The sequence below is a fragment of the Mesorhizobium sp. RCC_202 genome, assembly GCF_041355295.1.
GTDB lineage: Bacteria > Pseudomonadota > Alphaproteobacteria > Rhizobiales > Rhizobiaceae > Mesorhizobium.
In genome coordinates, this window is the sequence record NZ_JBFUPO010000001.1 from 209,569 (window position 1) to 236,104 (window position 26,536).

At 63.8% G+C, this 26,536-nt stretch carries 24 protein-coding genes; 14 read left to right on the plus strand and 10 right to left on the minus strand.

Features of this window, described 5'->3' with window-relative positions; genetic code table 11:
• Positions 1 to 4: 4 nt before the first annotated feature.
• Entirely contained in the window at positions 5 to 1,648 is a 1,644-nt protein-coding gene (pgi, locus tag AB6802_RS00980) for a glucose-6-phosphate isomerase (protein WP_371008125.1), read from the minus strand.
• Between the two features lie 441 nt (positions 1,649 to 2,089).
• On the opposite strand from pgi, the gene AB6802_RS00985 reads away from it, so the two are divergent.
• Together AB6802_RS00985 and AB6802_RS00990 are read left to right on the plus strand one after the other, a co-directional pair.
• Positions 2,090 to 3,583: a PLP-dependent aminotransferase family protein gene (locus tag AB6802_RS00985; RefSeq protein WP_371008126.1), complete on the plus strand. Its 1,494-nt coding sequence runs from the start codon at positions 2,090 to 2,092 to the stop codon at positions 3,581 to 3,583.
• A gap of 220 nt (positions 3,584 to 3,803) precedes the next feature.
• The gene (locus AB6802_RS00990) at positions 3,804 to 5,393 is read left to right on the plus strand and encodes a trimethylamine methyltransferase family protein (RefSeq protein ID WP_371008127.1); all 1,590 of its coding nucleotides are present in this window, start codon (positions 3,804 to 3,806) and stop codon (positions 5,391 to 5,393) included.
• A gap of 148 nt (positions 5,394 to 5,541) precedes the next feature.
• Here AB6802_RS00990 and AB6802_RS00995 read toward each other — a convergent pair whose 3' ends face one another.
• Positions 5,542 to 5,940 (minus strand): hypothetical protein, encoded by a 399-nt coding sequence (locus AB6802_RS00995; protein ID WP_371008762.1) that lies wholly within the window; start codon positions 5,938 to 5,940, stop codon positions 5,542 to 5,544.
• Between the two features lie 123 nt (positions 5,941 to 6,063).
• Entirely contained in the window at positions 6,064 to 7,869 is a 1,806-nt protein-coding gene (locus AB6802_RS01000) for an IlvD/Edd family dehydratase (protein WP_371008128.1), read from the minus strand.
• Positions 7,870 to 8,017: 148 nt separating this feature from the next.
• Here AB6802_RS01000 and AB6802_RS01005 point away from each other — a divergent pair, with 148 nt between their 5' ends.
• On the plus strand, positions 8,018 to 8,467 hold the full coding sequence (locus AB6802_RS01005) for a carbon monoxide dehydrogenase subunit G (RefSeq protein WP_371008129.1): 450 nt from the start codon (positions 8,018 to 8,020) through the stop codon (positions 8,465 to 8,467).
• Positions 8,468 to 8,503: 36 nt separating this feature from the next.
• On the opposite strand, the gene AB6802_RS01010 is transcribed toward AB6802_RS01005, so the two are convergent.
• Positions 8,504 to 9,682 carry an Mrp/NBP35 family ATP-binding protein gene (locus AB6802_RS01010; protein WP_371008130.1) on the minus strand — a complete coding sequence of 393 codons (1,179 nt, stop codon included), beginning with the start codon at positions 9,680 to 9,682 and terminating at the stop codon, positions 8,504 to 8,506.
• 228 nt (positions 9,683 to 9,910) lie between these two features.
• Here AB6802_RS01010 and AB6802_RS01015 point away from each other — a divergent pair, with 228 nt between their 5' ends.
• From AB6802_RS01015 to AB6802_RS01065, 11 genes are all read left to right on the plus strand, one after another.
• Positions 9,911 to 10,285: a VOC family protein gene (locus tag AB6802_RS01015; RefSeq protein ID WP_371008131.1), complete on the plus strand. Its 375-nt coding sequence runs from the start codon at positions 9,911 to 9,913 to the stop codon at positions 10,283 to 10,285.
• A 186-nt stretch (positions 10,286 to 10,471) separates the two neighbouring features.
• Positions 10,472 to 11,371 carry a LysR family transcriptional regulator gene (locus tag AB6802_RS01020; RefSeq protein WP_371008132.1) on the plus strand — a complete coding sequence of 300 codons (900 nt, stop codon included), beginning with the start codon at positions 10,472 to 10,474 and terminating at the stop codon, positions 11,369 to 11,371.
• Positions 11,372 to 11,563: 192 nt separating this feature from the next.
• Positions 11,564 to 12,043: a formate dehydrogenase subunit gamma gene (locus tag AB6802_RS01025; protein WP_371008133.1), complete on the plus strand. Its 480-nt coding sequence runs from the start codon at positions 11,564 to 11,566 to the stop codon at positions 12,041 to 12,043.
• The gene (locus tag AB6802_RS01030) at positions 12,040 to 13,596 is read left to right on the plus strand and encodes a formate dehydrogenase beta subunit (RefSeq protein ID WP_371008134.1); all 1,557 of its coding nucleotides are present in this window, start codon (positions 12,040 to 12,042) and stop codon (positions 13,594 to 13,596) included. The genes AB6802_RS01025 and AB6802_RS01030 overlap by 4 nt, the downstream gene beginning before the upstream one ends.
• 10 nt (positions 13,597 to 13,606) lie before the next feature.
• Positions 13,607 to 16,519, plus strand: coding sequence for a formate dehydrogenase subunit alpha (gene fdhF / locus AB6802_RS01035; RefSeq protein WP_371008135.1), 2,913 nt, complete (start codon positions 13,607 to 13,609; stop codon positions 16,517 to 16,519).
• A 2-nt stretch (positions 16,520 to 16,521) separates the two neighbouring features.
• Positions 16,522 to 17,352 carry a formate dehydrogenase accessory sulfurtransferase FdhD gene (fdhD, locus tag AB6802_RS01040; protein WP_371008136.1) on the plus strand — a complete coding sequence of 277 codons (831 nt, stop codon included), beginning with the start codon at positions 16,522 to 16,524 and terminating at the stop codon, positions 17,350 to 17,352.
• On the plus strand, positions 17,342 to 17,629 hold the full coding sequence (locus AB6802_RS01045; RefSeq protein ID WP_371008137.1) for a formate dehydrogenase subunit delta: 288 nt from the start codon (positions 17,342 to 17,344) through the stop codon (positions 17,627 to 17,629). Before fdhD ends, AB6802_RS01045 begins: the two co-directional genes overlap by 11 nt.
• Positions 17,630 to 17,771: 142 nt before the next feature.
• Positions 17,772 to 19,325, plus strand: coding sequence for an alpha/beta fold hydrolase (locus AB6802_RS01050; RefSeq protein WP_371008138.1), 1,554 nt, complete (start codon positions 17,772 to 17,774; stop codon positions 19,323 to 19,325).
• A 108-nt stretch (positions 19,326 to 19,433) separates the two neighbouring features.
• Positions 19,434 to 19,913, plus strand: a complete 480-nt coding sequence (locus tag AB6802_RS01055; protein WP_371008139.1) for a carboxymuconolactone decarboxylase family protein — start codon at positions 19,434 to 19,436, stop codon at positions 19,911 to 19,913.
• 77 nt (positions 19,914 to 19,990) lie between these two features.
• Positions 19,991 to 20,353 (plus strand): nuclear transport factor 2 family protein, encoded by a 363-nt coding sequence (locus AB6802_RS01060; protein WP_371008140.1) that lies wholly within the window; start codon positions 19,991 to 19,993, stop codon positions 20,351 to 20,353.
• A gap of 38 nt (positions 20,354 to 20,391) precedes the next feature.
• Positions 20,392 to 20,706, plus strand: coding sequence for a hypothetical protein (locus AB6802_RS01065; protein WP_371008141.1), 315 nt, complete (start codon positions 20,392 to 20,394; stop codon positions 20,704 to 20,706).
• 298 nt (positions 20,707 to 21,004) lie between these two features.
• Here AB6802_RS01065 and AB6802_RS01070 read toward each other — a convergent pair whose 3' ends face one another.
• From AB6802_RS01070 to AB6802_RS01095, 6 genes are all read right to left on the minus strand, one after another.
• Complete coding sequence (locus AB6802_RS01070; protein ID WP_371008763.1) at positions 21,005 to 21,196, minus strand: transposase; 192 nt, start codon at positions 21,194 to 21,196, stop codon at positions 21,005 to 21,007.
• On the minus strand, positions 21,166 to 21,960 hold the full coding sequence (locus AB6802_RS01075) for an IS5 family transposase (protein ID WP_371008142.1): 795 nt from the start codon (positions 21,958 to 21,960) through the stop codon (positions 21,166 to 21,168). The genes AB6802_RS01070 and AB6802_RS01075 overlap by 31 nt, the downstream gene beginning before the upstream one ends.
• A 168-nt stretch (positions 21,961 to 22,128) precedes the next feature.
• Positions 22,129 to 23,556: a gamma-aminobutyraldehyde dehydrogenase gene (locus AB6802_RS01080; protein ID WP_371008143.1), complete on the minus strand. Its 1,428-nt coding sequence runs from the start codon at positions 23,554 to 23,556 to the stop codon at positions 22,129 to 22,131.
• Positions 23,557 to 23,660: 104 nt separating this feature from the next.
• Positions 23,661 to 24,476, minus strand: coding sequence for an ABC transporter permease (locus tag AB6802_RS01085; RefSeq protein WP_371008144.1), 816 nt, complete (start codon positions 24,474 to 24,476; stop codon positions 23,661 to 23,663).
• On the minus strand, positions 24,466 to 25,434 hold the full coding sequence (locus tag AB6802_RS01090; RefSeq protein ID WP_371008145.1) for an ABC transporter permease: 969 nt from the start codon (positions 25,432 to 25,434) through the stop codon (positions 24,466 to 24,468). The genes AB6802_RS01085 and AB6802_RS01090 overlap by 11 nt, the downstream gene beginning before the upstream one ends.
• Positions 25,431 to 26,429: an ABC transporter ATP-binding protein gene (locus AB6802_RS01095; RefSeq protein ID WP_371008146.1), complete on the minus strand. Its 999-nt coding sequence runs from the start codon at positions 26,427 to 26,429 to the stop codon at positions 25,431 to 25,433. Before AB6802_RS01095 ends, AB6802_RS01090 begins: the two co-directional genes overlap by 4 nt.
• Positions 26,430 to 26,536 lie beyond the last annotated feature (107 nt).

Consider the following 26,536-nt stretch of genomic DNA (forward strand, 5'->3'; position numbering starts at 1 on the left):
CGTTTTACTCCGCGCTGCGCAATTGGTGGATGTGTCCCACCAGTCCGGCAGTCGAGGCGTCGCGTTTTGCGGCAGTCTCCTTGCCCTCAACGACAGGCAGCAGGCCTGTCGCCAATTCCTTGCCGAGTTCGACGCCCCATTGGTCGAACGAATTGATGTTGAACAGCGTGCCTTCGACGAAGACGCGGTGCTCGTAAAGCGCGATCAGCCGGCCGAGCGTGCGCGGATCGAGCTTTCTGTAAAGAATGGTCAGCGAGGGACGGTTGCCCGAAAAGACGCGGTGCGGCGCTATCTTGTCGACCTCGGCCGGCTTCATGCCCTTGGCCAGCATCTGCGCGCGCGCCTCCTCCAGCGTGCGGCCCTTCATAAAAGCCTCCGACTGCGCCAGGCAGTTTGCGAGCAAGAGATCGTGCTGGTGCTTCAGTTCAGGCTCGTGGCCGACAGCGGCGGCGAGAAATTCGACCGGGATGAAATCGGTGCCCTGGTGCAAAAGCTGGAAGAAAGCGTGCTGGCCGTTGGTGCCGGGCTCGCCCCAGACCAGCGGTCCGGTCGGCGTGGTGACGGCGGTGCCGTCGAGCGTCACGCTCTTGCCGTTCGATTCCATGTCGAGCTGCTGCAGATAGGCCGGCAGGCGCGACAGGCGCTGGTCGTAAGGGATGACGGCGCGGGCCGGATATTTGCAGACGACGCGGTGCCACCAGCCGATCAGCCCGAGCAGCACCGGCAGGTTCTTCTGCATCGGCGCCGAGCGGAAATGCTCGTCCATCTCATGGGCGCCGTCGAGGAAAGCGCGGAAGTTGCGCGGGCCGATGGAAATCATCACCGGCAGGCCGATGGCGCTCCAGACCGAATAGCGGCCGCCGACCCAGTCCCAGAAGCCGAAGACGCGGTCCTGTTCGATGCCGAACTTCGCCACCAGATCGAGTGCCGTCGAGACCGCGGCGAAGTGCTTGCCGACCGCCTCCTTGCCGAGCGCCTTCTGCACCCAGTCGCGCGCCGTTTGCGCGTTGGTCATCGTCTCGACCGTGGTGAAGGTTTTCGAGGCGATGATGAAGAGCGTCGTCTCCGGGGAGAGCCCCTTCAGCGTGTCATGGATGTGGGCGCCATCGACATTGGAAACGTAATGTGCGCGCGGCCCGTCGTGATAAGGCGCGAGCGCCAGCGTCACCATCGCTGGGCCGAGGTCAGAACCGCCGATGCCGATGTTGACGATGTCGGTGATCTTCTTGCCGGTGGCGCCTGCCGCCTTGCCCGAGCGGACGGCGTCGGCGAAGGCGCCCATGGCGTCGAGAACGGCAATCACGTCGGCCTTGGTGTCCTGGCCGTCGACCACGACGCTCTTCCCGGTCAGGTTGCGAAGTGCTGTGTGCAGCACGGCGCGGTTTTCGGTGATGTTGATCTTCTTGCCTTCGAACATGGCGGCGCGGCGACCCGCCAGGTCAGCGGCGGCGGCGAGCTTCTCCAGCATCGCCATGGTGTCGGCGTCGACGGCGCATTTTGACCAGTCGAGCAACAGGTCACCATCGGTGGCGGAGAATTTCTCAAAGCGCTTGGGATCGGCGGCGAAAACCTCGCGCATTGTGCCCTTGGCGACCGCGCGGTGCTCGCGCAGGACGGCAAGTTGCTTGTCGAAAGATGACTGGTCCACTGGCGAGCTCCTGGCGGGTTTTTAGACCATTTTAACAGGCCGGATGTTTCCGGCGCGTGTCGGCGCGTCATTCTATTGAGCCGATTTGCATTTCATTCAAGCGCGGCTTTGCCGCACCGCATCACGCTTTGATGAGGCATGGTATTGGGCGGTGAGGATGAGAGAATTCGCCGCGACGATGTTGCGCGGCGTGGTGGACGATGCTGGTGCATCGCGCTTGGAGGGATGCCGCGACGATGCTGCGCATCGCGCTTAAAGCGCTGCGACGATGCTGCGCATCGCGCTTGGGTGGTGCCGCGACGATGCTGCGCATCGCGCCTGATAGATCACTGGCATAAATCCCAGCGATCAGAAAAATTGATTGGCGCAACCCCTTATGCCACCCATACACTCCACTGGTCCAGCCAAGCAAAAAAGGCTGACCATCCGAGGATGATTCCCATGCCACAGCGCAATGACACGGCCATATGGTCCGGCCTGTTCCGTATTTCGGCCGAATCCGGCCAGACCCTCCAGGCGCAGATCCGCCAGGCGATCGTCGCGGCCATTCTCGACCGACAAATCGCCGCTTCGATGCCGTTGCCGTCCTGCCGAATTCTGGCCGAAAAACTTGGCGTTGCCCGCGGCACGGTGGTGCTGGCGTTCCAACAGCTTGTCGACCAGGGGTTCCTGGTGGCGCGCGAGCGGCGCGGCCATTTCGTCAATCCCGACGTTTTGGCCACCCCCGCCAAGCCGCATCAGAAGGCGCCGGACCAGCAGAATGAGATCGACTGGAAGGCACGCCGGCAGATCGCGGCCAGCGATATGCCGCCGCCGGCCAAGCACGACAACTGGATCAAGTCGTCCTACCCGTTCGTCTACGGCCAGTTCGACCCGGCGCTGTTCCCGACCGCCGAATGGCGCGAATGCAACCGCATGGCGCTGGCGGTGCTGGAGATCCGCAACTGGGCGTCGGACATGGTCGACCGCGACGATCCGCTGCTGATCGAACAGATCCAGGCCAGGCTTTTGCCGCGCCGCGGCATCTTCGCCAACCCGGATGAGATCATCGTGACGCTGGGCGCGCAGAACGCGCTTTATATGCTCGCCACGCTCTTGATGACCAAGGGTTCGAAGGTGGCGATGGAGGATCCGGGCTACCCGGATGCCCGCTCGATCTTCCGGTTGGCCGGCGCCGATATCCAGCCGGTTCCGGTGGACCAGTCGGGTATCGTCACCTCCGCAATTCCCAGCGATTCCGGCTTTGTCTTTGTCACGCCGAGTCACCATTGCCCGACAATGGTGCCGCTGTCGGCGGAGCGCAGGCAGGATCTTCTGGCGCGGGCCAACCGCAACAACCAGATCATCATCGAGGACGGCTATGACAGCCAGCTCCTCGACGAGGCGCCGCAACAGGCGCTGAAGAGCCTCGATCGCTCCGGCCGCGTCGTCTATGTCGGCTCGATGTCGAAGACACTGGCTCCCGGCTTGCGGCTCGGCTACATCGTGGCCTCAGCTGGACTGATCGCAGAACTGCGCGCGCTGCGCCGCTTCATGCTGCGGCATCCGCCGGCAAACAACCAGCGTGCGGTGGCGCTGTTCTTGTCGCTCGGCCATCACGAGGCGCTGGTGCGCAGGCTTTCCGCCGCCTTCGATGAACGGCGCAAGCGTCTGGTCCATGCGATTTCCGCGTTCCTGCCAGAATGGCGCTCGACCGACTCGGCCGGCGGCACTTCGCTCTGGCTGGAAGGACCGCGCGGCACTGACTCGCGTGGCCTTGCCGAAGCCGCTGCCTCGCGCAGCGTCATCATCGAACCCGGCGACCGCTTCTTTGATCGCAGCGAAAAGCCCTCGCGTTTCATGCGCTTGGGCATCTCCTCGATCTCGCTGCAGCATATCGAGCCCGGCATCCGCGAACTGGCGACAGCGGCAGGACGCAGACCGGCCGCGGCCTGATCACCAATCGAACTGCCTGAAGGAGCCGGCACGCGCCGGCTCCTTTTGTTTTGGCGTCGCGCTCTCTTTAGCGCTCTGGCATATTCGACGGGAATCCCTGGCCCATAGGCTGTGCCAATGCCGGCGGCATAGTCGAGCCATAAAGGGGATGCGGCAGGCCGATGGTGGACCAATCATCACGCGCCCTGCCCATGAAAAAACCAAAGGTGGAGTGTCTTCCATGTCAGTGGCTCTTGAGAAGCAGGAAGCAGCGGCGGACCAGCGTTCGCGGCGGTCCGGCGGGCGCGAAGCGCGTCGCGCGATGCGGGCGGCGCCTTTAGCCGACGATGTCCGTCCGATCCGGGCAGGCCTCGAGGGCGGCAGCTATGGTCCATTGAGCCAGAACGATCGCGAGCGCATCCACGAAGCTGTGCTGACACTCTTGGAAACGGTCGGCTTCGCCAACGCCATCCCATCCTGCATCGAGGCCATGACGAGAGCCGGCGCCACTTATGGCGATGACGGCCGCATCCGCCTGCCGCAGGCGCTGGTGCTGGACACGATCAAGAAGGCTGCGCGCAATTTCACGCTGCACGGCCAGGACCCCAAGCACGATATGCTGATCCAGGGCAAACGCGTGCATTACGGCACGGCGGGCGCCGCCGTGCATCTGGTCGATGTCGAGAAGCGCGAATATCGCGAATCGCTGCTGCAGGATCTTTATGACGCCGCCCGTCTCGTCGAGGGGCTGGACAACATCCACTTCTTCCAGCGCACCATGGTGCCGCGCGACATCCCCGATCCGCTCGATATGGATTTCAACACGCTCTACGCCTGCGTGATGGGGACGTCCAAGCATGTCGGCACCTCGTTTACCGTGCGCGAGAACGTCAAGCCGGCCCTGGAGATGCTTTACGCAATCGCCGGCGGCGAGGAGAATTTCCGCGCCCGTCCCTTCGTCTCCAACTCGAACTGCTTCGTCGTGCCGCCGATGAAGTTCGCCGAGGATGCCTGCGGCGTGCTCGAGGCCTGCGTCGAAGGCGGCATCCCGATCCTGCTTCTGTCGGCCGGCCAGGCCGGCGCCACGGCGCCCGCGGCAATCGCCGGCGCCGTCGTGCAAGCGGTGGCCGAAGTGCTGATGGGCCTGGTCTATGTCAACGCCATCAAGCCCGGACATCCTGCGATCTTCGGCACCTGGCCGTTCGTCTCCGATCTGAGGACCGGCGCCATGTCCGGCGGCTCTGCCGAGCAGGCTGTGCTGACCGCGGCCTGCGCGCAGATGGCGCAGTATTACGACCTGCCGGGCGGCTCTGCCGCCGGCATGACGGATTCGAAACTGCCCGACATCCAGTCCGGCTATGAAAAGGGCATCACCGACGTGATGGCCGGTCTTGCCGGCCTCAACCTCGTCTATGAATCGGCCGGCATGCATGCCTCGCTGCTCGGCTTCTGCCTGGAAAGCCTGATCATCGACAACGACATGCTCGGACATTGCCTGCGCTGCGTGCGCGGCATCGAGGTGACCGACGAGGCGCTGTCGATCGACACCATCGCCGAAGTCTGCATCAAAGGTCCGGGGCACTACCTCGGCAACGAGCAGACGCTGAGGCTGATGCAGACCGAGTATTTCTACCCGGCCGTCGGCGATCGTTTCTCGCCCAAGGAATGGAACGAGAAAGGCCGGCCCGATATCCTGTCGCGGGCGATCGCGGAGAAGAAGCGCGTGCTGGCCGAGCGCTTCCCGCGCCATGTGCCACGCACGCTCGACGACAAACTGCGAGCCCGCTTCGGCGAGATGATCAAGTTGCCGCGCTCTGGCATGGGCGGCTAGGAGGCGCTGATATTTCGGTGAGGCCGGCCTGCAAATGGCGGCTTCCTGCGCTTCCGGTGCTCACGTACTTAAGTACGCTCCGCTCCGGTTCTCGGAAGTCACCATTTTCGGCTCGGCCTGACCGAAATCTCAACACCTCCTACCCAAGTCACTCTGCGATCAATCCATAGCGCTCGACAACTTCGGTGTTGATAAGCTTGGCATGCAGCGTCATCAGCACGATCTGCGCGTCGAGGCTGTCGCCGGCCTCGAGCGCTGCCTCGACGCGGCGTTCCACGTCCAGCGTCCGCTCCTTGCCATTGGCCTGCTCGAACACTTCCGACCCGGCGACGCAATAGCCGCAAAGCTGCGCCACCGATGAATAGGCGTCGGCCGGCGGCTCGTCCGGCCAGCGGTCGTTCATCAGATTGACGATGGTGAGCTTGACGCCTTCAGGCACCAGCGCCGGATGCAGGTCCGCCTGGCGTAAAGCGTCATCGAGCTGACGCAAATCGCCGGAGCGGCCGAACATGCCGAGGAAGCCTAAGGAAGAGCGCCGTTTCGCCAAGATCATCTCTCTCCTTCGCAACCTGCCGGATCGAGCATATCTGTGGGTTATGCGGGGCCGAAACAAGGGCATGCGAAAGGGCGGCCCGCTCTTCGCAAGCCGCCCTTTTTGATTTAGCCGGGTTCAGTGATTGTCGCGCGGCACGCCGCTCTTATGCGCCACGTCGAGATATTTCACCGCGGGCTTGAGCACCATGCCCTCCGAGAACTGGTCGACCATGGAGCGCTGGATCTCCTGCCACGGCGTCTGGTGCTTCGGGTAGTGGTAGCCGCCATTGGCTTCGAGCTCGGCCCGCCTCTTGGCGATCTCCTCATCGCCGACCAGGATGTTGGCCGTGCCCTTCTTCAAATCGATGCGGACGCGATCGCCGGTCTTGAGCAGCGCCAGCCCGCCGCCGATCGCGGCTTCCGGCGAGGCGTTGAGGATCGAAGGCGAGCCCGATGTGCCGGACTGGCGACCGTCGCCGATACAGGCCAGCGCATGGATGCCCTTCTTGATAAGGTAGGCCGGCGGCTGCATGTTGACGACCTCGGCGCCGCCCGGATAGCCGATCGGGCCGGCGCCGCGCATGAACAGGATGGTGTGCTCGTCGATGCCTTGCGCCGGATCGTCGATACGAGCGTGGTAGTCCTCCGGTCCGTCAAAGACGATGGCCTTGCCTTCGAAGGCGTCGGGATCCTTCGGATTGGACAGATAGCGCTCGCGGAACTCCGGCGAGATGCCGCTCATCTTCATGATGGCGGAATCGAACAGATTGCCCTTGAAGTTGATGAAGCCGGCATTGGCCTTCAGCGGTTCGGCAACGGTGCGGATAACATCGGTGTTCTCGTTGGCGACCCCCTTGCAATTGTCGCCGATCGACTTGCCATTGACGGTCATGGCTTCGGGATAAGGCAGCAGTCCCGCCTTCATGAGCTCGGCGACCACCGCCGGCACGCCGCCGGCATGGTGGTAATCCTCGCCGAGATATTCGCCTGACGGCTGCAAATTGACAATGAGCGGCACGTTGAGGCCAACCGACTGCCAGTCGTCATTGTTGAGCGGCACGCCGAGATGGCGGGCAATCGCATTGAGGTGGATGGGCGCATTGGTCGAGCCGCCGATGGCGGAGTTGACGACGATGGCATTCTCGAAGGCCTGGCGCGTCATGATGTCGGACGGTTTTAGATCCTCATGCACCATGTCGACGATGCGCTTGCCCGTCTCGTAGGCGATCTGGCCGCGCTCGCGGTAGGGCGCGGGAATGGCCGCCGAGCCCGGCAATTGCATGCCGAGCGCCTCGGCCAGCGAATTCATCGTGGTGGCGGTGCCCATGGTGTTGCAGTAGCCGGTCGACGGCGCCGACGAGGCGACGATGTCCATGAACTCGTCATAGTCGATCTCGCCGGCCGACAGGCGCTGGCGCGATTCCCACACGATGGTGCCGGAGCCGGTGCGCTTGCCCTTGTGCCAGCCATTGAGCATCGGCCCGACCGACAGCGCGATGGCCGGAATGTTGACGGTGGCCGCCGCCATCAGCAGCGCCGGCGTGGTCTTGTCGCAGCCGATGGTCAGCACCACGCCGTCGAGCGGATAGCCGTAGAGCACCTCGACGAGGCTGAGATAGGCAAGGTTGCGGTCGAGCGCGGCGGTCGGCCGCTTGCCGGTCTCCTGGATCGGGTGGCAGGGGAACTCGAAGGGAATGCCGCCCATCGAGACGATGCCTTCGCGAACGCGCTTGGCGAGCTCGATGTGATGGCGATTGCAGGGCGAGAGGTCGGAGCCGGTCTGGGCGATGCCGATCAGCGGCTTGCCCGACATCAGCTCGGCGCGGGTCAGGCCGTAGTTCAGGTAGCGTTCGAGATAGAGCGCGGTCATGCCCGGATTGTCGGGATTGTCGAACCACTCCTGCGAGCGAAATTTCTTCTTGCTGGTGGGGGCGCCTGCCATCGTGGTCTCCGTATTTGTATGACAAATCCCTATGACAACGCGCGAATGCAGGCAAGAGGAGGTGCTGCCCAAATCAGGACTTTGGTGCGGATGGACATGCGTGCGACCCCGCGTTACCCCTTTTTCGAATAACGCCTGGGAGGTCTCGATGGCACTGGTGATGGAAGGCGAGGAACGCATCGCGGCCCCTATCCAGAAGGTCTGGGAAGCCCTCAATGATCCGGAGATCCTGAAACAGGCCATTCCAGGATGCCAAGGCCTGGAGATGAAATCGCCGACCGAGATGGCGGCAATAGTCGTGCTCAAAATCGGGCCGATCAAGGCGACCTTCAACGGCGCGGTGACGCTGAAGAACCTCAAGCCGCCGCACGCCTACACGATCCAGGGCGAAGGCAAGGGCGGCATCGCCGGCTTCGCCAAGGGCGGCGCCGACGTGACGCTGACCGCCGACGGCGCGGACGCAACGGTGCTGAAATACGCCGCCAAAGCGGAAGTCGGCGGCAAGATCGCGCAGCTTGGCAGCCGTTTGATCGAATCGACGTCGAAGAAACTCGCCGGGCAGTTTTTCTCGACGTTCGGCGAGAAGGTGGGTGGCTGAGCGGTCCTCAGCCGTCAAGCGGGAGGGATATCCGCGCTATTCGAACACGATGCTCGGCACCGCGGCTTCGGCGGCGCCGCGTTCTTCGTTGACCCGGTCCCAGACTTTTGTCGCGATATCGCGATAGATCTTCGCCTCGGCACTATCGGGCTTCGACACGACCACCGGCGCGCCGGCGTCGGAGCTTTCGCGGATGCCCATTTCCAGCGGCACCTCGCCGAGGAACGTGACGCCGAGACGCTCAGCCTCGCGGCGCGCGCCGCCATGGCCGAAAATGTCGTAGCGCTTGCCGGTGTCGGGCGCCAGGAAGTAGCTCATGTTCTCGATGATGCCGAGCAGCGGCACGTCGACCTTCTTGAACATGTTGAGGCCCTTGCGGGCATCGATCAGCGCCAGGTCCTGGGGTGTCGAGACGATGACCGCGCCGGCGAGCGGCACCTGCTGCGCCATGGTGAGCTGGGCGTCGCCGGTGCCGGGCGGCATGTCGACCACCAGCACGTCGAGCGAACCCCACTCGACCTCGCGCAGCATCTGCGTCAGCGCCGACATGACCATCGGGCCGCGCCAGATCATCGGTGTCTCCTCATCGACGAGGAAGCCCATCGACATCACCTTGAGGCCGTAATTTTCCATCGGCTTCAGGATCTTGCCGTCGACCGTCTGCGGCCGGCCATGAATATCGAGCAGCCTCGGCATCGACGGCCCGTAGATGTCGGCGTCGAGCACGCCGACCTTCAAACCGTTGGCGGCCAGGCCGAGCGCAAGGTTGACGGCGGTGGTGGACTTGCCGACGCCGCCCTTGCCGGAAGCGACCGCGATGATGGCGTCGATGCCGGGCACACCGCGCTTGCCATGGCTTTGCGAGGCCGGCGCCTGCGGTGCGGCGCGCTGCGGCGCCGGCTGCGGTGCAGCGGCGGGCCTGGGCGCGGCCGGGCGCGGTGGCACGGGCGCTTCCATGCCGCCGCCTTTCTTCTCGGCCGTCAGCGCGACCATCGCGCTCGCAACGCCCGGAATGGCCTTGACCACCCGCTCGGCGGCCGCGCGCAGCGGCTCCATCTCCTGTGCCCGCGCCGCGGGGACGGTGATGGAGAAAAACACTTTGGAATCGGCGATGAAGATATCGGAGACCATGCCGAGGTCGACGATGTTGCCGGTGAAATCCGGCCCATTGACCGTCTTCAGCCGCTCGATGACATTTTCCTTGCTGACGGACATGATCTTCTCCTTGGCGTTCGGCGTCTCAGATAGTGCAGTTTCCGGACGGAACCAAGCCGTGGCGCAATCGCTTGACCGATGTGCTCCCGAAAGCGACGGATGGCGTCGGACTTGCCGGAGAAAGACGTCCCAGGGTCCCACGGTCCCCGATGCCATGGCCAAACGGTCCACACGCCCTATTTTCGGATGCCTGAGCGAGGACAATGACAATCCGGGAAGGAAACGGTCATGCTCGAAAACAGCAACGCAACAGCCAATCTCGCGGTCAAGGACCTGGCGAAGGCCAGGACCTTCTATGAAGGCACGCTGGGTCTCAAGCAGGTAGACGAGATGGGCGGCGAACTGGTCGTCTATAAAAGCGGCGACACGGTCATCAACGTCTATCATTCGCAATTCGCCGGCACCAACAAGGCAACGGCAGTGACTTGGATGGTCGGCGATGAGATCGAACCCATCGTCAAGTCGCTGAAGTCGAAGGGCGTCGCCTTCGAGCACTATGAGATGCCGGGCCTGTCGCTCAACGGCGACATCCATGTCGGCGACGGTATGAAAATTGCCTGGTTCAAAGATCCCGACGGCAATATTCTGAGCCTGGTTGGATAGGCCGGCATCCTAGAGCAATTCCAGGAAAAGTGTGAGCGGTTTTCCGTCCGGAATTGCCTAAAAACAAAGAGTTAGAGCGGTTCGCCGTTTCCGTGAAACGGTGAAACGCTCTGGGTTGCCTTCGAGAAAGCTCTGTCGCAACGGCCCCATCTGGCGCAGGCGTGTTGCGCCCGATAGTTTGCGCCGATGATCGACAAGCTCGAATTCTTCATCGCTCTCGCCAAGGAGGAGCATTTCGGCCGCGCGGCGGAAGCCTGCGGGGTCACCCAACCGACCTTGTCGGCCGGCATCAAGCAGCTCGAGGGCCAGCTCGGCGTCATGCTGGTCAATCGCGGCTCACGCTTCCAGGGGCTGACGCCGGAAGGCGTGCAGGTGCTGGGCTGGGCGCGCCGCATCGTCGGCGATACACGCACGATGCGCGAGGAGATGCGCGCGGCGCGCCATGGCCTGTCCGGCCGCATCCGCATTGCCGCCATCCCCACCGCCTTGGCCATGGTGGCGCGGCTGACGACGCCGTTCCGCGAAAAGCACCCGGGCGTGACCTTCTCGATCCTGTCGCGCACCTCGATCGAAGTGCTGACGCTCCTCGGCAATCTCGATGTCGATGCCGGCATCACCTATCTCGACAACGAGCCGCTTGGACGCGTGACCAGCGTGCCGCTTTATGATGAGCGCTACCAGTTGATCACCGCGATCGGGACCCCCTTTTCCGACCGCGACAAAGTGACGTGGGCCGAGATCAGCCAGCTGCCGCTCTGCCTGCTGACGCCGGACATGCAGAACCGGCGCATCATCGACCAGCATCTGTCCGAGGCTGGCGTGCAGGTGCGGCCGACGCTGGAATCCAATTCCATGATCGTCCTGTTCTCGCATATACGGACCGGCAAATGGTCGTCGATCATGCCGCTCAACCTTGCGGAAACATTCGGCTTTTCCGAGCCGATCCGCGCCATTCCGATCGTCGAGCCGGACGCCAGCCACACCGTCGGGCTGGTCGCCGCGCCGCGCGAACCGCATACGCCTCTGGTGCAGGCGCTGCTGGACGAGGCAATGGCGCTGGCGGACGATTTTCGCGCCCACCGCTAGGCTAGACAATGCAGGTCGGTCGAGTTCGATAGAAATTTTCTATCGAACAACGGGACAGCTTTATTGATTTCCGAGGTTTCCTCTGGTTTCGTAAGGACTTAGCGATAATGCGTCCTATGCATGTCGTTGTCCCAAAACCGCTTTTATTTTGGGGTGACATAGATGGGTCGCCACGACAAGGGAGGGCGCTGCTTGACGATGCAGCCCGCAAGTACCGAGATCGCGTCGCGCACGGCGGCGATCATTGACGAGATGAAGGGCCTCGAAGGCCCGCTGCTGCCGATCCTGCACAGCATCCAGGAAGAGTTCGGGCACGTTCCGAAGGACGCGCTGCCGGTCATCGCCGATGGGCTGAACCTCTCGCGGGCCGAGGTGCACGGCGTGGTCAGCTTCTATCACGATTTCCGGGCCAAGCCGGCCGGACGGCACGTGCTGAAGCTCTGCCAGGCGGAAGCCTGCCAGTCGATGGGCTCGGACGCCGTCGCGGCCAAGGTCAAGCAACTGCTCGGCATCGATTTCCATGAGACCACGCGCGACGGATCGGTTACGCTGGAGCCGGTCTACTGCCTCGGGCTTTGCGCCTGCTCGCCATCGGCGATGCTCGACGGCGAAGTGATCGGCCGGCTCGATGACGAGAAGATCGAAGAGATCGTCGTGGAGGTGCGTTCATGATCCCGCGCATCTATGTCCCCTGCGATTCCGGCGCCATAGCGCTGGGCGCCGAAAAGGTCGCCAAGGCAATCGAGGCTGAGCTCAAGGAGCGTGGCGTCGAGGCCAAGATCGTGCGCAACGGATCGCGCGGCGCCTATTTCCTGGAACCGTTGGTGGAAGTCGCGACCGACAAGGGCCGCGTTGCTTACGGGTCGGTCAAGCCGTCCGACGTCAAGAGCCTGTTTGACTCGGGCTTCCTGACCGGCGGCCATCACAAGCGCTGGCTCGGCGCGCCTGATAAAATTCCGTTCTTCGCAAAGCAGACACGGCTGACCTTCGCGCGCTGCGGCATCAACGATCCGCTGTCGCTCGATGCCTACAAGTCGCTGGGCGGCTTGCGCGGCCTGCAGAACGCGGTTGCGATGGCGCCGGCCGACATCGTCAAGCAGGTCACCGAATCCGGCCTGCGCGGCCGCGGCGGCGCCGGCTTCCCGACCGGCATCAAGTGGAAGACGGTGCTCGACACGGCGGACGAGCGCAAATACATCGTCTGCAACGCCGACGAGGGCGACAGCGCTACTTTCGCCGACCGCATGATCATGGAGGGTGACCCCTTCGTGCTGATCGAAGGCATGGCGATCGCCGGCATCGCCACCGGCGCGAGCAAGGGTTTCGTCTATATCCGCTCGGAATATCCGCATGCGGTTGCGACGATGAACAAGGCCGTCGCGATCGCCCGCAAGGCCGGCGTGCTCGGCGTCAATGTGCTTGGATCAGCCAATGGTTTCGACATGGAAATCCGTGTCGGCGCCGGCGCCTATGTCTGCGGCGAGGAGACCTCGCTGTTGAACAGCCTGGAAGGCAAGCGCGGCGTGGTGCGCGCCAAGCCGCCGCTGCCGGCAATCCAGGGCCTGTTCGGCAAGCCGACGGTGATCAACAATGTGATCAGCCTGGCCTCGGTGCCTGTCATCATGGACAAGGGGGCGGCCTTCTACAAGGATTTCGGCATGGGCCGCTCGCGCGGCACGATCCCGATCCAGATCGCCGGCAACGTCAAGCATGGCGGCCTGTTCGAGACGGCCTTCGGCCTGACGCTGGGCGAGATCGTCGACGAGATCGGCGGCGGCACCGCCACTGGACGTCCGGTGAAAGCGGTGCAGGTCGGCGGGCCGCTCGGCGCATATTTCCCTCGCGCGCTGTTCGATACGCCGTTCGACTACGAGGAATTCGCCAAGCGTGACGGCCTGATCGGCCATGCCGGCATCACCGTTTTCGACGACACCGCCGACATGCTGAAGCAGGCACGCTTTGCCATGGAATTCTGCGCCATCGAAAGCTGCGGCAAGTGCACGCCATGCCGCATCGGCTCGACGCGCGGTGTCGAGACGCTCGACAAGCTTGCCGCCGGCATCGAGCCGGAAAAGAGCCTCGCGCTGGTAACCGACCTCTGCAACACGATGAAGTTCGGCTCGCTCTGCGCGCTGGGCGGCTTCACGCCCTATCCGGTGATGAGCTCGATCACGCATTTCCCTGACGATTTCAAGCCCGCGCCGCAGCGCGTGGCGGCTGAATAGGAGCTGGCAGATGAACATCAAGGCCGACTTCCCGGCACTCATCGAAGAGATCGACTTCGGCACGCCGGAGTCGAGGTCTCAGAAGCAGATCACGCTGACCGTCGACGGCCGCAGCATCAGCGTGCCGGAAGGCACCTCGATCATGCGCGCGGCGATGGAAGGCGGGGTCGAGATCCCTAAACTCTGCGCCACCGACATGCTGGACTCGTTCGGTTCCTGCCGCGTCTGCCTGGTCGAGATCGAGGGGCGCGGCGGCACGCCGGCCTCGTGCACGACGCCGGTCGGCGAAGGCATGGTGGTGCGCACGCAGTCCGACCGGCTCGACGCCATCCGCCGCGGTGTCATGGAACTTTATGTTTCCGATCACCCGACCGGCTGGAACGAGAAGGCCGGAACCGGCGCCTCCGAGTTCGACGTTGTGGCGAAGTCGGTCGGCCTGACGGAGAATCGCTACGGTGTCGAAGGACGTAACCACGTCAAGGAAGAGAATGGAGTCGCGCCGGGCCATGGCTCGCTGGCGGTCGACTACATCGCCCGTGACGAATCCAACCCCTATTTCACCTACGATCCGGCGCAGTGCATCGTCTGCTCGCGCTGCGTGCGAGCCTGCGAAGAGGTGCAAGGCACTTTCGCGCTGACCATCGAAGGCCGCGGTTTCGAATCGCGCATGGTCGCCGGCATGCATGAGGACTTCATCGCTTCCGAATGCGTCTCCTGCGGCGCCTGCGTGCAGGCCTGCCCGACCGACGCGCTGCGCGAGAAGACCGTTCTTGAAAAGGGCATGCCGGAGCGCTCGGCCGTCACCACCTGCGCCTATTGCGGCGTCGGCTGCTCGTTCAAGGCCGAGGTCAAGGACGACGAAGTCATCCGCATGATGCCTTACAAGGACGGCAAGGCGAACCACGGCCATTCCTGCGTCAAGGGCCGTTTCGCCTATGGCTACGCCACCCACACGGATCGCATCCTGTCGCCGATGATCCGCGAGAAGATTTCCGATCCGTGGCGCGAAGTGAGCTGGGAAGAGGCGATCGCCCATACGGCGAAGGAATTCCGCCGCATCCAGTATCAGTATGGACGCACCGCGATCGGCGGCATTACCTCGTCCCGCTGCACCAACGAGGAGACCTACCTCGTGCAGAAGCTGGTGCGGCAGGGCTTCCGCAACAACAATGTCGACACCTGCGCCCGCGTCTGCCATTCGCCGACCGGCTACGGGCTCGGCCAGACCTACGGCACCTCGGCCGGCACGCAGGATTTCGATTCGGTCGAATTCACCGACGTTGCCGTCATCATCGGCGCCAATCCGGCTTCCGCTCACCCCGTCTTTGCCTCGCGGCTGAAGAAGCGGCTGCGCCAGGGCGCCAAGCTGATCGTGCTCGATCCGCGCCGCACCGAGATGGTCAAGTCGGCGCATGTCGAGGCCGACTATCACCTGCCGCTGAAGCCCGGCACCAATGTGGCGGTGCTGACGGCGCTGGCGCATGTCATCGTCACCGAGGGCCTGTTCGACGAAGCCTTCATCCGTGAGCGCTGCGACTGGGCCGAGTTCCAGGACTGGGCGTCCTTCGTCGCCCTGCCGGAGAACAGCCCCGAGGTGGTCGGCGAACTGTCCGGCGTCGACCCCGAGCTGATCCGGGGCGCCGCGCGCATGTATGCCAAGGGCGGCAACGGCGCGATCTATTACGGCCTCGGCGTGACCGAGCACAGCCAGGGCTCGACGACGGTGATCGCGATCGCCAACCTCGCCATGGCCACCGGCAATATCGGCCGCCCAGGCGTCGGCGTGAACCCGCTGCGCGGCCAGAACAATGTGCAGGGCTCCTGCGACATGGGCTCGTTCCCGCATGAGCTGCCGGGGTACCGCCACATCTCGGGCGAGGCGGTGCGCGACATCTATGAGAGCCTGTGGGGCGTGAAGCTGGACGACGAGCCGGGTCTGCGCATCCCCAACATGCTCGACGCCGCCGTCGACGGCACCTTCAAGGGCATCTACATCCAGGGCGAGGATATCCTGCAGTCCGATCCCGACACCAAGCATGTCGCCGGCGGCCTCGCCGCGATGGAATGCGTGGTCGTGCACGATCTCTTCCTCAACGAGACGGCGAACTACGCGCATGTCTTCCTGCCGGGCTCGACCTTCCTCGAGAAGGACGGCACCTTCACCAATGCCGAACGCCGCATCAACATGGTGCGCAAGGTAATCGAGCCAAAGGCGCGCTACGCCGACTGGGAAGCGACGCAGGAGCTTGCCCGCGCCATCGGGCTCGACTGGAATTATACGCACCCGTCGCAGATCATGGACGAGATCGCCCAGACGACGCCAAGCTTCGCCAATGTCTCGTTCGAGCTGCTCGACCGTGTCGGCTCGGTGCAGTGGCCCTGCAACGACAAGGCGCCAATGGGCACGCCGATCATGCATGTCGACGGCTTCGTGCGCGGCAAGGGCAAGTTCATCCGTACCGAATATGTGGCGACGGACGAACGGACCGGCCCGCGTTATCCGCTGCTGCTCACCACCGGCCGGATCCTGTCGCAATACAATGTCGGCGCGCAGACCAGGCGCACCGAGAACGTCATGTGGCATGCCGAGGACCGGCTTGAGATCCATCCGCACGACGCCGAAGTACGCGGCGTCCGCGATGGCGACTGGGTGCGGCTGGCAAGCCGCTCCGGCGAAACCACGCTGCGCTCGCTGATCACCGACCGGGTTTCGCCGGGCGTCGTCTATACGACCTTCCACCATCCAGACACCCAGGCCAACGTCATCACCACCGACTTCTCGGACTGGGCGACGAACTGTCCGGAATACAAGGTCACGGCCGTGCAGGTGGCGCCGTCCAACGGCCCGACCGACTGGCAGAAGGACTATAACGAGCAGGCTGAGCGGAGCCGCCGCATCGCCCCGCTGCAGGCGGCAGAGTAGTCTTGGCCGCGCGCCGCAAAGCGACGACGCAGATATCGCGGCTGGCGCATCGCGCCAGCGGCACCGCCGCCGCGAACCGCATGGTGCCGGAAGAGACGCCGGTGGCATTCTCCTTTGCCGGCACCACGCATGCGGTGATGATGGCGAGCCCCGCCGATTTCGAGGATTTCGCGCTCGGCTTCTCGCTGACCGAAGGCATCATTGCCAAGCCCGACGAAATCGAAGCCATCGAGGTCGAAGATCATGGCGCGGGTATCGACATACAAATAAGGCTGAAGGATCAGGCCAATACACGCTTCGAGGCGCGGCGCAGGCGTTTGGCCGGTCCGGTCGGCTGCGGCCTGTGCGGCATCGAATCCATCGAGGAAGCGATGCGCTCGGTCGACGCCGTCGGTGCGTCAAAGCTTACGCTTGGCGCCGACGACATTGCAAGTGCGGTCCGGCTGTTGTCGAAAGTGCAGCCGCTGCATGCCGAAACCGGTGCGGTGCATGCCGCTGGCTTTTACGTTCCCGGCAAGGGTATCGTCATGGCGCGTGAGGATGTCGGCCGCCACAACGCGCTGGACAAGCTGGCAGGCGCGCTGGCCAAGGCCGGCATCGATGGAGCGACCGGCGCGGTGGTCGTGACCTCGCGCGTGTCGGTCGAGATGGTGCAGAAGACGGCCGCCATCGGCGCTGCGATGATCATGGCGGTTTCCGCCCCCACGGCCCTCGCCATCCGTACCGCCGACGCTGCCGGCATGACGCTTGTCGCGCTGGTGCGCGGCGACGATTTCGATGTTTTCACCCACCCGGAGCGGGTGGCTTCCGGAGTTGCCAAGCATGTCGCATGACGAGGACCACATCACCAGCACCAGGGAAAAGCTGGTGCGCATGGCCAACCAGATCGCCACCTTCTTCCATTCGAAGCCACGCGAGGAAGGCATTGCCGGCGTTGCCGAGCACATCAACAAGTTCTGGGAACCTAGGATGCGGCACCAGTTGTTCGAGATGCTGGACGCCGGCACCGAGAATTTCGACGAGCTTCTGGTGGCCGCCTCGGCCAAGATCAAGCGGCCGCCGACGCCGGAGCAGGCTGACAAGAACCTCGGCTACGCCAAATCGGCATAGGACGCGCGTTTCGCAAGGGTAGCGGCCGCCTCTACCCGCCTCAAAGGTCGTATATTTCAACTCTCTAAAGTTTCGCTGCCGCAAGCGGCATGATTCTGCTATGGTCGGACGATAGAAATCGTCTGGCCGGCAGGGTGTTTGCGTGAGGCCGATCGAGACCAGATACGCGCGCAGCGGAGAGGTGCGGATCGCCTATCAGGTGGTCGGCCAGGGTGCGTTCGATCTCGTCTTCGTGCCGGGCTTCATCTCCAATCTCGACCTGCACTGGGAAGACGAAGGCTACAGTCGCCTGTTGAAACGGCTCTCGGCCTTCTCGCGGCTGATCCTGTTCGACAAGCGCGGCACCGGGCTTTCCGACCGCGTCGACAGCCACAATCTGCCGAGCCTGGAAACGCGCATGGACGACGTGCGCGCGGTGATGGACGCCGCCGGAAGCGGCCGCGCGGCGATCCTCGGCGCCTCGGAAGGCGCGCCGATGGCGATGCTGTTCGCCGCCACCTATCCGGAGCGGACGCGGGCGCTGGCGCTTTATGGCGCCTATGCGCATTTCCACAAATGGGTGATGCCGCCCGAACGGCTGGAGGCCTTTATCGAGACGGCGGAGACGTCCTGGGGCACAGGCGCCACTTTGCCCAATTTCGCGCCGGGCCGCGTGGACGACCCGCACTTTGCGCAATGGTGGGCGCGGTTCGAGCGGTTGTCCGCCAGCCCGACGGCAGCGACCGCACTCGCCCGCATGAATGCCGGAATAGACGTGCGCGGCATCCTGGCGATGATCAGCGCGCCGGCTCTGCTCATCCATCGACGCAACGACGCCCGGGTCGATCCCGACGCCAGCCGCTTCCTGGCCAAGAAAATCCCAAATGCGCGGTTGGTGGAGATTCCGGGCCGCGACCATCCGATCTGGACCGGCGATGTCGACCGTGTGGCAGACCTGATCGAGGAGTTCCTGACCGGCGAGCGAGCGTTGGCGGAAGCGGATCGCGTGCTGGCGGCGCTTCTGGTGACGCGTATCTACGATACGACGCGTATGGGCGACCGGATGTGGAGCGAACGCAGCGAGCGTTTCCAAGAAACCTGGCGGTCGCTGGTCGGGCGCCATGGCGGCCGCGCGTTGAGCACCCAGGGCGAAATGATGATTTCGCGCTTCGACGGGCCGGCGCGCGCCATACGTTGTGCGGCGGCGCTGCGCGAGGCGGCGCAAGGGATCGGCGTGGCCAGCGCGCAGGGCGCGCATGTCGGCGAGATCGAACTGCGCGGGCCGCCCGTGGGGCTGACGGCGCGGGTGACAATGCAGCTCGCCGCGCACGCCAGCCGAGGCGATATCCTCGCGTCGCGGCTGGTCGCGGATCTGGCAATCGGCTCGGGCCTGCATTTCGAAGACGCCAGCCGGGTCACGTTGGACGATCTGGACGAGCCGGTGGCGCTGGTGCGGGCAATGTCGGAACAGCATCTGGAGCCCGACTGCCGCGCCAGGACCAAAACAACCGAACAGGCCGCCCTGACGGCAAGGGAAAGCGAGGTGGTGACCCTGATCGCCGACGGCAAGAGCAACGCCGCGATCGCTGCCGAACTCAAGCTGAGCGAGCATACGGTCAAGCGCCACGTCGCCAACATATTGCTCAAGCTCGACCTGCCGTCGCGGGCGGCGGCGGCAGCGTTTTCGGCCAGGCACCCTGGCCCGGACGGGCCATGAGAGCCATGGCGCTTTCGGGCGAAGCGGGCCCGCCGATGTAAGCGCTATCAATTCCCCATGCAGGCCAGGCGGATATTGCCTTTGAAGGCGCTGCGAACGGAGGATGAAATGCTTAAGTCAAAGCGGAATGTCAGATCACTGGTGATCGCGGCAAGCATTGGCGCGCTGTTCACGATCACTCCCGCAAAAGCCGAGGATGCGTCGGCAACGGCCGCCTACAAGGACATCCAGGCAACGCTCGGCTCGGTGCCGGACATGTTCAAGACCTTGCCTGATGTCGCGGTGGCCGGCGCCTGGGCTGAAATCAAGGGCGTCCAGCTCAACCCCAAGACCGCGCTCGACGGCAAGACCAAGGAGCTGATGGGGCTGGCGGTCGCCTCGCAGATCCCCTGCCAGTATTGCATCTATTTCCACACCGAGGCGGCCAAGCTCAACGGCGCATCGGACGAGGAGATCAAGGAGACGATCGCGATGGCGGCGATCGTGCGCCACTGGTCGACGATGCTCAATGGCAGCCAGGTCGATCTCGCCACTTTCAAGAAGCAGACCGACGACGTGTTCGCCGCCGTCAAGGCGAAGTCGCAGTGAACGATACTGCCCGTCGATAGGCGCCGGGCAGACTTTCCGAACGTCAACCGCCCGAAGACGGGCACATGGAGGATAAAATGCTGACCAAGACTCAAGTTGTGGATGGCGCGGCGATCAAGAAGGCGATTGAGAGCCGTGACGGCAAGATGCTGTCGAGCTTCTATGCCGACGACGCGCTGGTGCGGGTGATCGACCGCAACAACCCACCGAGCAAGCCGCGCGAAGTCCGTGGGCGCGCGGCGATTGCCACCTTCTGGGACGACATCTGCAGCCGGGCGATGACCCACAAGGTCGACACCACGATTGCCGATGGCGAGAGCCTCGCCTTCACCCAGGCCTGCGCCTATCCGGACGGCACGAAAGTGTTCGCCGCGGCGATGCTGGAGCTGAAGAACGGGCGCATCGCACGGCAGACCGTGGTGCAGGCCTGGGACGAGTAGGTGACCAGCCGGCCAACTCAACCTTGGGAGGGAATGACATGTTCAGCGCCAGATGGCAGATCGACGCCAAGTTCGGTCACAAGCAGACCGTGCTCGACCTGCTCAAGAAATGGGAGCGCGATATCGGTTCTCAGGTCGGTCTTGCCGAGCTGAAGTTCCAGATCATGACCGGATCGATCGGCGCCCGGGAAGCGACGGTCGAATCGCATCATCAGGTCGAAAGCCTGGCCCAGCTGGAGGCGATGTTCGCCAAGATCGGCAAGATCGACGCGCATGCCAAATGGGGCAAGGAGATGGAGCCCTATGTGGTGTCGGGCTCCAGCCTGTGGAACATCTATCGCATTGTGGAATAGCGCCTGCGCAAGGTCTTACCTCTCCCCTTGTGGGAGAGGTCGGATTGCCCCGATTTGTCCTCACAAATCGGTTGGCAATCCGGGTGAGGGGTAAGCTGGCGTCAAGCTGGAACACCCCTCATCCGGCTCGGCGCTGCGCGCCGATCCACCTTCTCCCACAAGGGGCCTGTTGCGCAGTTGCTGACGAGGTGGCGGCGAGCCTTGAAAGCAGCGATTGCTGTTTCTCCCTTTGGGATTGGCGCCTGGTTTTCTGATTTTGGTGGCGGTTTGGCCCTGAGCGGCCGGATTGCAGGCACACCTATCCCGTGATGGCAGCCCATCGGCGCATGTTGAAGGCGATCGCCGCCATCGTCACCTGGGCAGTTGCCTTTGCCAGTCCGACATAGCGGATCACGGTCAGTCTCATGCGGTTCTTGAGGGTAGCGAAGGTGGTCTCCACTGCCGCCCGCCGTCTGGCGATCAGCTGTTGTAGTGCTTGAGCCTTGGCGATAGCGCATGGTGCTTGTTGGGGCGGCGCGCGATGCGAGGCTTTTTGCCCTCGGCCTTGAGCCGGGCGCGGCGGGCATGGGTGTCATAGGCCGCATCCGCCCATACCGTCTTCTCGTCGCCTCGGATCAAGTCATCGGCCATCACCGTGTCGTTGACGTTGGCCGGTGTGGTGATCACCGTGCGGATCAGGCCAGAACCCTCATCCACGCCGACATGAGCCTTGTAGCCAAAGGTGATGCCCTTCTTGCCCTTGCGTGCGGTGACGCGGGCATCTGTATCTTGCGACGGCCGCTCCGGCGTCGGCGGCGTCGAGACCGCATCTATCAGCGTCGCGTCCAGCATCGTGCCGCGCTTCAGGATCACGCCGGCCTTCTCCAACTGCCGGTCCAACTCACCAAACAGCTTCTCCATCAATCCTTCGCCCACAAGCAGGTTGCGAAAGCGTGACAGCACCGTGTGATCGGGAATGCTCTCTTCAAGGCCAAGCCCGACAAAGCGCCGGAACGACAGCCGGTCGCCCAGCGCTTCCTCCAACTCGCGATCCGACAGCCCGTAGAGCGATTGCAGAAGCAGTGCTTTGAACAGAACCAGCGGCGGCCAGGCCGCGCGTCCCGGCCCGCCATCGCGCAGCGGGTTGAGCAGCTTCTCGAAGCGGTACCATTTCACCAGGCCGGACAGCCGGTCGAGCGGCGAGGATCCGCCAGAAAGCTTCTGGCCCAGAAATGCCTCCGCCAGGCTCAACTGACCCGTCTGCTTCACCGCCATTGCGATTCCCTCCGAGCTTCCGTCTCAGAGAATCACAACCAGCCAATTACGCAACAGTCCCACAAGGGGAGAAGGACAGGCGGCGTCCCGGCCCTTCGCTATGGCTCCGGGCGTTCGTCGCTCGAAAAGCCCATTTGGGGGCTTTTCGTCCGCTACGCGGACCGCTTCTCACCCGTGCGCCACCATCACATGCCGCACGGCGGTATAGTCCTCGAGCGCGTAGAGAGACATGTCCTTGCCGTAGCCGGACTGCTTCAGGCCGCCATGCGGCATCTCGTTGGTCAGCATGAAGTGGGTGTTGATCCAGGTGCAGCCATATTGCAGGCGCGCGGCTGTGGCCATGGCGCGCGAGACGTCTTTCGTCCACACCGATGAGGCCAGACCGTAATCGCTGTCGTTGGCCCAGTTCACCGCTTCGTCGACATCCGAGAAACGCGTGATCGAGACGACCGGGCCGAACACTTCGCGGCGCACGATCTCGTCCTCCTGCAGGGCGCCGGCGACGACGGTGGGCTGGTAGTAGAAGCCGGAGCCCTCGCCCGGCTTGCCGCCGGTGGTGATCTCGATGTGCTTCAGTTCCGAGGCACGCTCGACGAAGCTCGACACGCGGTCGCGCTGGCGGCGCGAGATCAGCGGGCCGATCTCGTTTTCGGTGTCGTCCGGCTGGTTGTACTTGATGGTCGAGACCGCCGAGGAGAGATCGGCGACGAGCTTGTCGTAGATCTTCTTGCCGGCATAGATGCGGCAGGCGGCGGTGCAATCCTGGCCGGCATTGTAATAGCCGAAGGCGCGCAACCCGTTGACGACGGCGGCGAGGTCGGCGTCGTCGAAGACGATGACCGGCGCCTTGCCGCCAAGCTCCAGATGCGTGCGCTTGACCGATTTGGCGGCGGCCTGCAGCACCTTCTTGCCGGTGGCGACGTCACCGGTGATCGAGATCATGTTGACCTTGGGGTGGTTGATCAGCGTGTTGCCGACGCTGTCGCCGCGGCCGAGCACGACATTGACGACGCCCTCGGGCAGCACATCGGCCAGGATCGTCGCCAGCTTGAGCGTCGTCAGCGGCGTCTGTTCGGATGGCTTGAAGACCACGGTGTTGCCGCCGGCAATCCCCGGCGCCAGCTTCCAGGCCATCATCATCAGCGGATAGTTCCAGGGTGCGATCGAGGCGACGATGCCGATCGGGTCGCGCCGCACCATCGAGGTGTGGCCGGGCAGATATTCGCCGGCGACGACGCCTGGCATCGAACGCACCGCGCCGGCGAAGAACCGGTAGCAATCGACGATCGCCGGGATCTCGTCATTGAGCACAGCATTGATCGGCTTGCCGCAGTTCAACGCTTCGAGTGTGGCGAACTCCTTGGCTTCGGCCTCGATGCGGTCGGCAATCTTGAGCAAATAGCCGGAGCGCTGCGCCGGCGTGGTGCGCGACCAACCGACGAACGCCTGTTCGGCGGCAATGACCGCTGCCTCGATCTGTGCTTGGCTGGCCTCGGGCAGGTTGAGAATGGTCGCCCCGGTTTTCGGATTGAGGATCGGCTCCTCGGTTTCGGTGCCGTTCTCGAATTTCGAGCCGATCAGCATCTGGGTGTCCATGGAAATTCTCCTTCGTGAGGAGCGAGTAGCGAATAGCGAGTAGCGAATAGGGTTCGCGGTCAAATTTTCCCTATTTGCTATTCGCTACTCCCTATTCGCTGCTTTCATTTTCCACTGCCGGCGATCTGGTCGCCGTCGCGCGTCAGGTAATAGGCAAACAGGATGGGCAGCAGCGTCACCAGCACGACCACCATGGCCACGACATTGGTGACTGGGCGCTGGCGCGGGCGGATCAGTTCTTCCAGCATCCAGATCGGCACCGTCTGCTGCTGGCCGGCGGTGAAGGTGGTGACGATGACCTCATCGAAGGACAGCGCGAAGGCGAGCATGCCGCCGGCAAGCAGCGCTGTGGCGATGTTGGGCAGCACGACATGGCGGAAGGTCTGAAAGCCGTCGGCGCCGAGGTCCATCGAGGCCTCGATCATCGAACCGGAGGTACGTCGGAAACGGGCGACGGCGTTGTTGTAGACGACGACCACGCAGAAGGTCGCGTGGCCGAGCACGATCGTCCAGAACGAGAACGGGATGTCGGCCAGCGCGAAGGCCGAGCGCAACGCGATGCCGGTGATGATGCCGGGCAGCGCGATCGGCAGGATGACCAGCAGCGAGATAGTCTCGCGGCCGAAGAAGCGCGTTTGCGAGACGGCGGCGGCGCACAGCGTACCGAGCACCAGCGCGATCGTCGTCGAGATGGCGGCGACACGCACCGACAGCGACAGCGCCTGCCAGACATCCGGCCGGTTCCAGGTGACGGCGAACCATTGCAAGGTGAGCCCCGGCGGCGGCCAGACGAAGCTCTTCTCTTCGGTGGTGAAGGCGTAGACGAAGATCAAGAGGATCGGCAGATGCAGGAAGAGCAGGCCGCAGGCAGCGGCAATCTTCAGGCCGAGCGGCGCGGATTGGCCACGGTCAGAGCGCATCGAAAGCTCCCATGCGCTTGGCGCCCCAGAGGTAGAAGCCCATGATGACGATGGGCACCACGGTGAAGGCGGCGGCCAAAGGAATGTTGCCGGCCGTGCCCTGCTGCGAATAGACGGCCTGACCGATGAACAGGCGCGAGGTGCCGATGATCTGCGGGATGATGTAGTCGCCCAATGTCAACGAAAAGGTGAAGATCGAGCCGGCGACGATGCCTGGCAGCGCCAGCGGAAACAGCACGTTGCGAAAGGTCTGACCGGGCGAGGCGCCGAGGTCGGACGAGGCCTCGACCAGATTGCCCGGCACGCGTTCCAGCGCTGCCTGCACCGGCAGTATCATGAAGGGCAGCCAGACATAGACGAAGACGATGAAGGTGCCGGTGAACGACACCGACAGCGAATTGCCGCCGACGACCGGCAACGACAGCCAGGCATCGAGCAGCCAGAGCAAATGCAGCTTGGCGAGCAGCCAGGTGAGGATGCCTTCCTTGGCCAGGATCAGCTTCCAGGCATAGATCTTGACCAGATAGCTCGACCACAGCGGCAGCATGATGCCGAGATAGAACAGCGCCTTCCAGCGGCCGCGCGCATAGCGTGCCGCGTAATAGGCGATGGGGAAGGCGACGACCGCAGAGGCCAGCGTGACAAGTGCTGCCACCGTCACCGTGCGCAGGATGATGTCGAGATTGGCGGCCTGGAAGAGATCGCCATAGGTCTTCAGCGTGAACTCGCGATTGATAAGGCCGGAGAACTCGTCGATGGAGAAAAAGCTTTGCGCGAGCAGCGCGAAAAGCGAGCCGATATAGACGATGCCGAGCCAGAGAACCGGCGGCGCCAGCATAAGGAGCAGAAGCAGCTTTGGCCGACGCCAGAACAGGTCGGAGAGCGCGCCACGCATGCCGCCGCTGCCGGGCAGGATGGCAGGAGCTGTGGCGCTTGGCATGGTGGCGTCGACGCTCATACCGCCTCGTCCATCAGATGCAGGCTGTCGCGGTTGAAGGTGAGCATCACCGCCTCGCCTTCCGCCGGCAGCGCGGTGCCCGCCGGCACCATGGCGTGGAGCCGCAACCCATCGGCGTCGAGCGCCAGCCTTGTCGTGGCGCCGAGATAATTGGTTCCAACGAGCGTCGCCGCAACGCCGTCGCCGCTCGTTGCGTTTGAAACGCGAATGGATTCAGGGCGCAAACTCCCCCAGCGATGCTGGCCCGAATAGCGTTGGACGAAATCCGGCGGCAGCACGTTGGACGAGCCGACGAAATCGGCGACGAAGCGCGTCTTCGGCCGCTGGTAGATATCCTCCGGCGTGCCGATCTGCATGATCCTGCCGTCATTGAAGACGGCGACGCGGTCGGCCATCGACAGCGCTTCGCCCTGGTCGTGGGTGACGAACACGAAGGTGATGCCGAGCGCCTTCTGCAGCGACTTCAATTCTTCCTGCATGTTCTCGCGCAGCTTGAGATCGAGCGCGCCGAGCGGCTCGTCGAGCAACAGCACCTTGGGCTGGTTGACCAGAGCACGGGCAAGCGCGACGCGCTGGCGCTGACCGCCCGAAAGCTGGCCCGGACGGCGCGCGCCGTAGCCAGGCAGGCGCACCAGCGACAACGCTTCTTCCGCTGCCTTCAGGCGCTCGGCCTTGCCGACGCCCTTGACCATCAGGCCGTAAGCGACGTTGTCGAGCACATTGAGATGCGGAAACAGCGCGTAGTCCTGGAACACGGTGTTGACGTTGCGGCGATAGGGCGGAACGCCTTCGGCGCGCTCGCCGAAGATCGAGATCGATCCGGCCGTCGGCTGCTCGAAACCGGCGATCAGGCGCAGGCATGTCGTCTTGCCGGAGCCGGACGGTCCGAGCATGGCGAAAAACTCACCGGGCGCGATGTCGAGATCGACCGCGTCGACGGCGCGCACGCTGCCGAAATGGCGCGAGACTTCTTTGAAGGAGACGGCAGAGGTCATGAGCCTGTCAGTCAGTTGCCGGTTGATGTGTTGATGTCGCGCGAGGCCCTACCTTCCTCGCTGTTGGAAGGTTGCGGCAAAGCATCGAGTGGGTATCCCCACCCGAT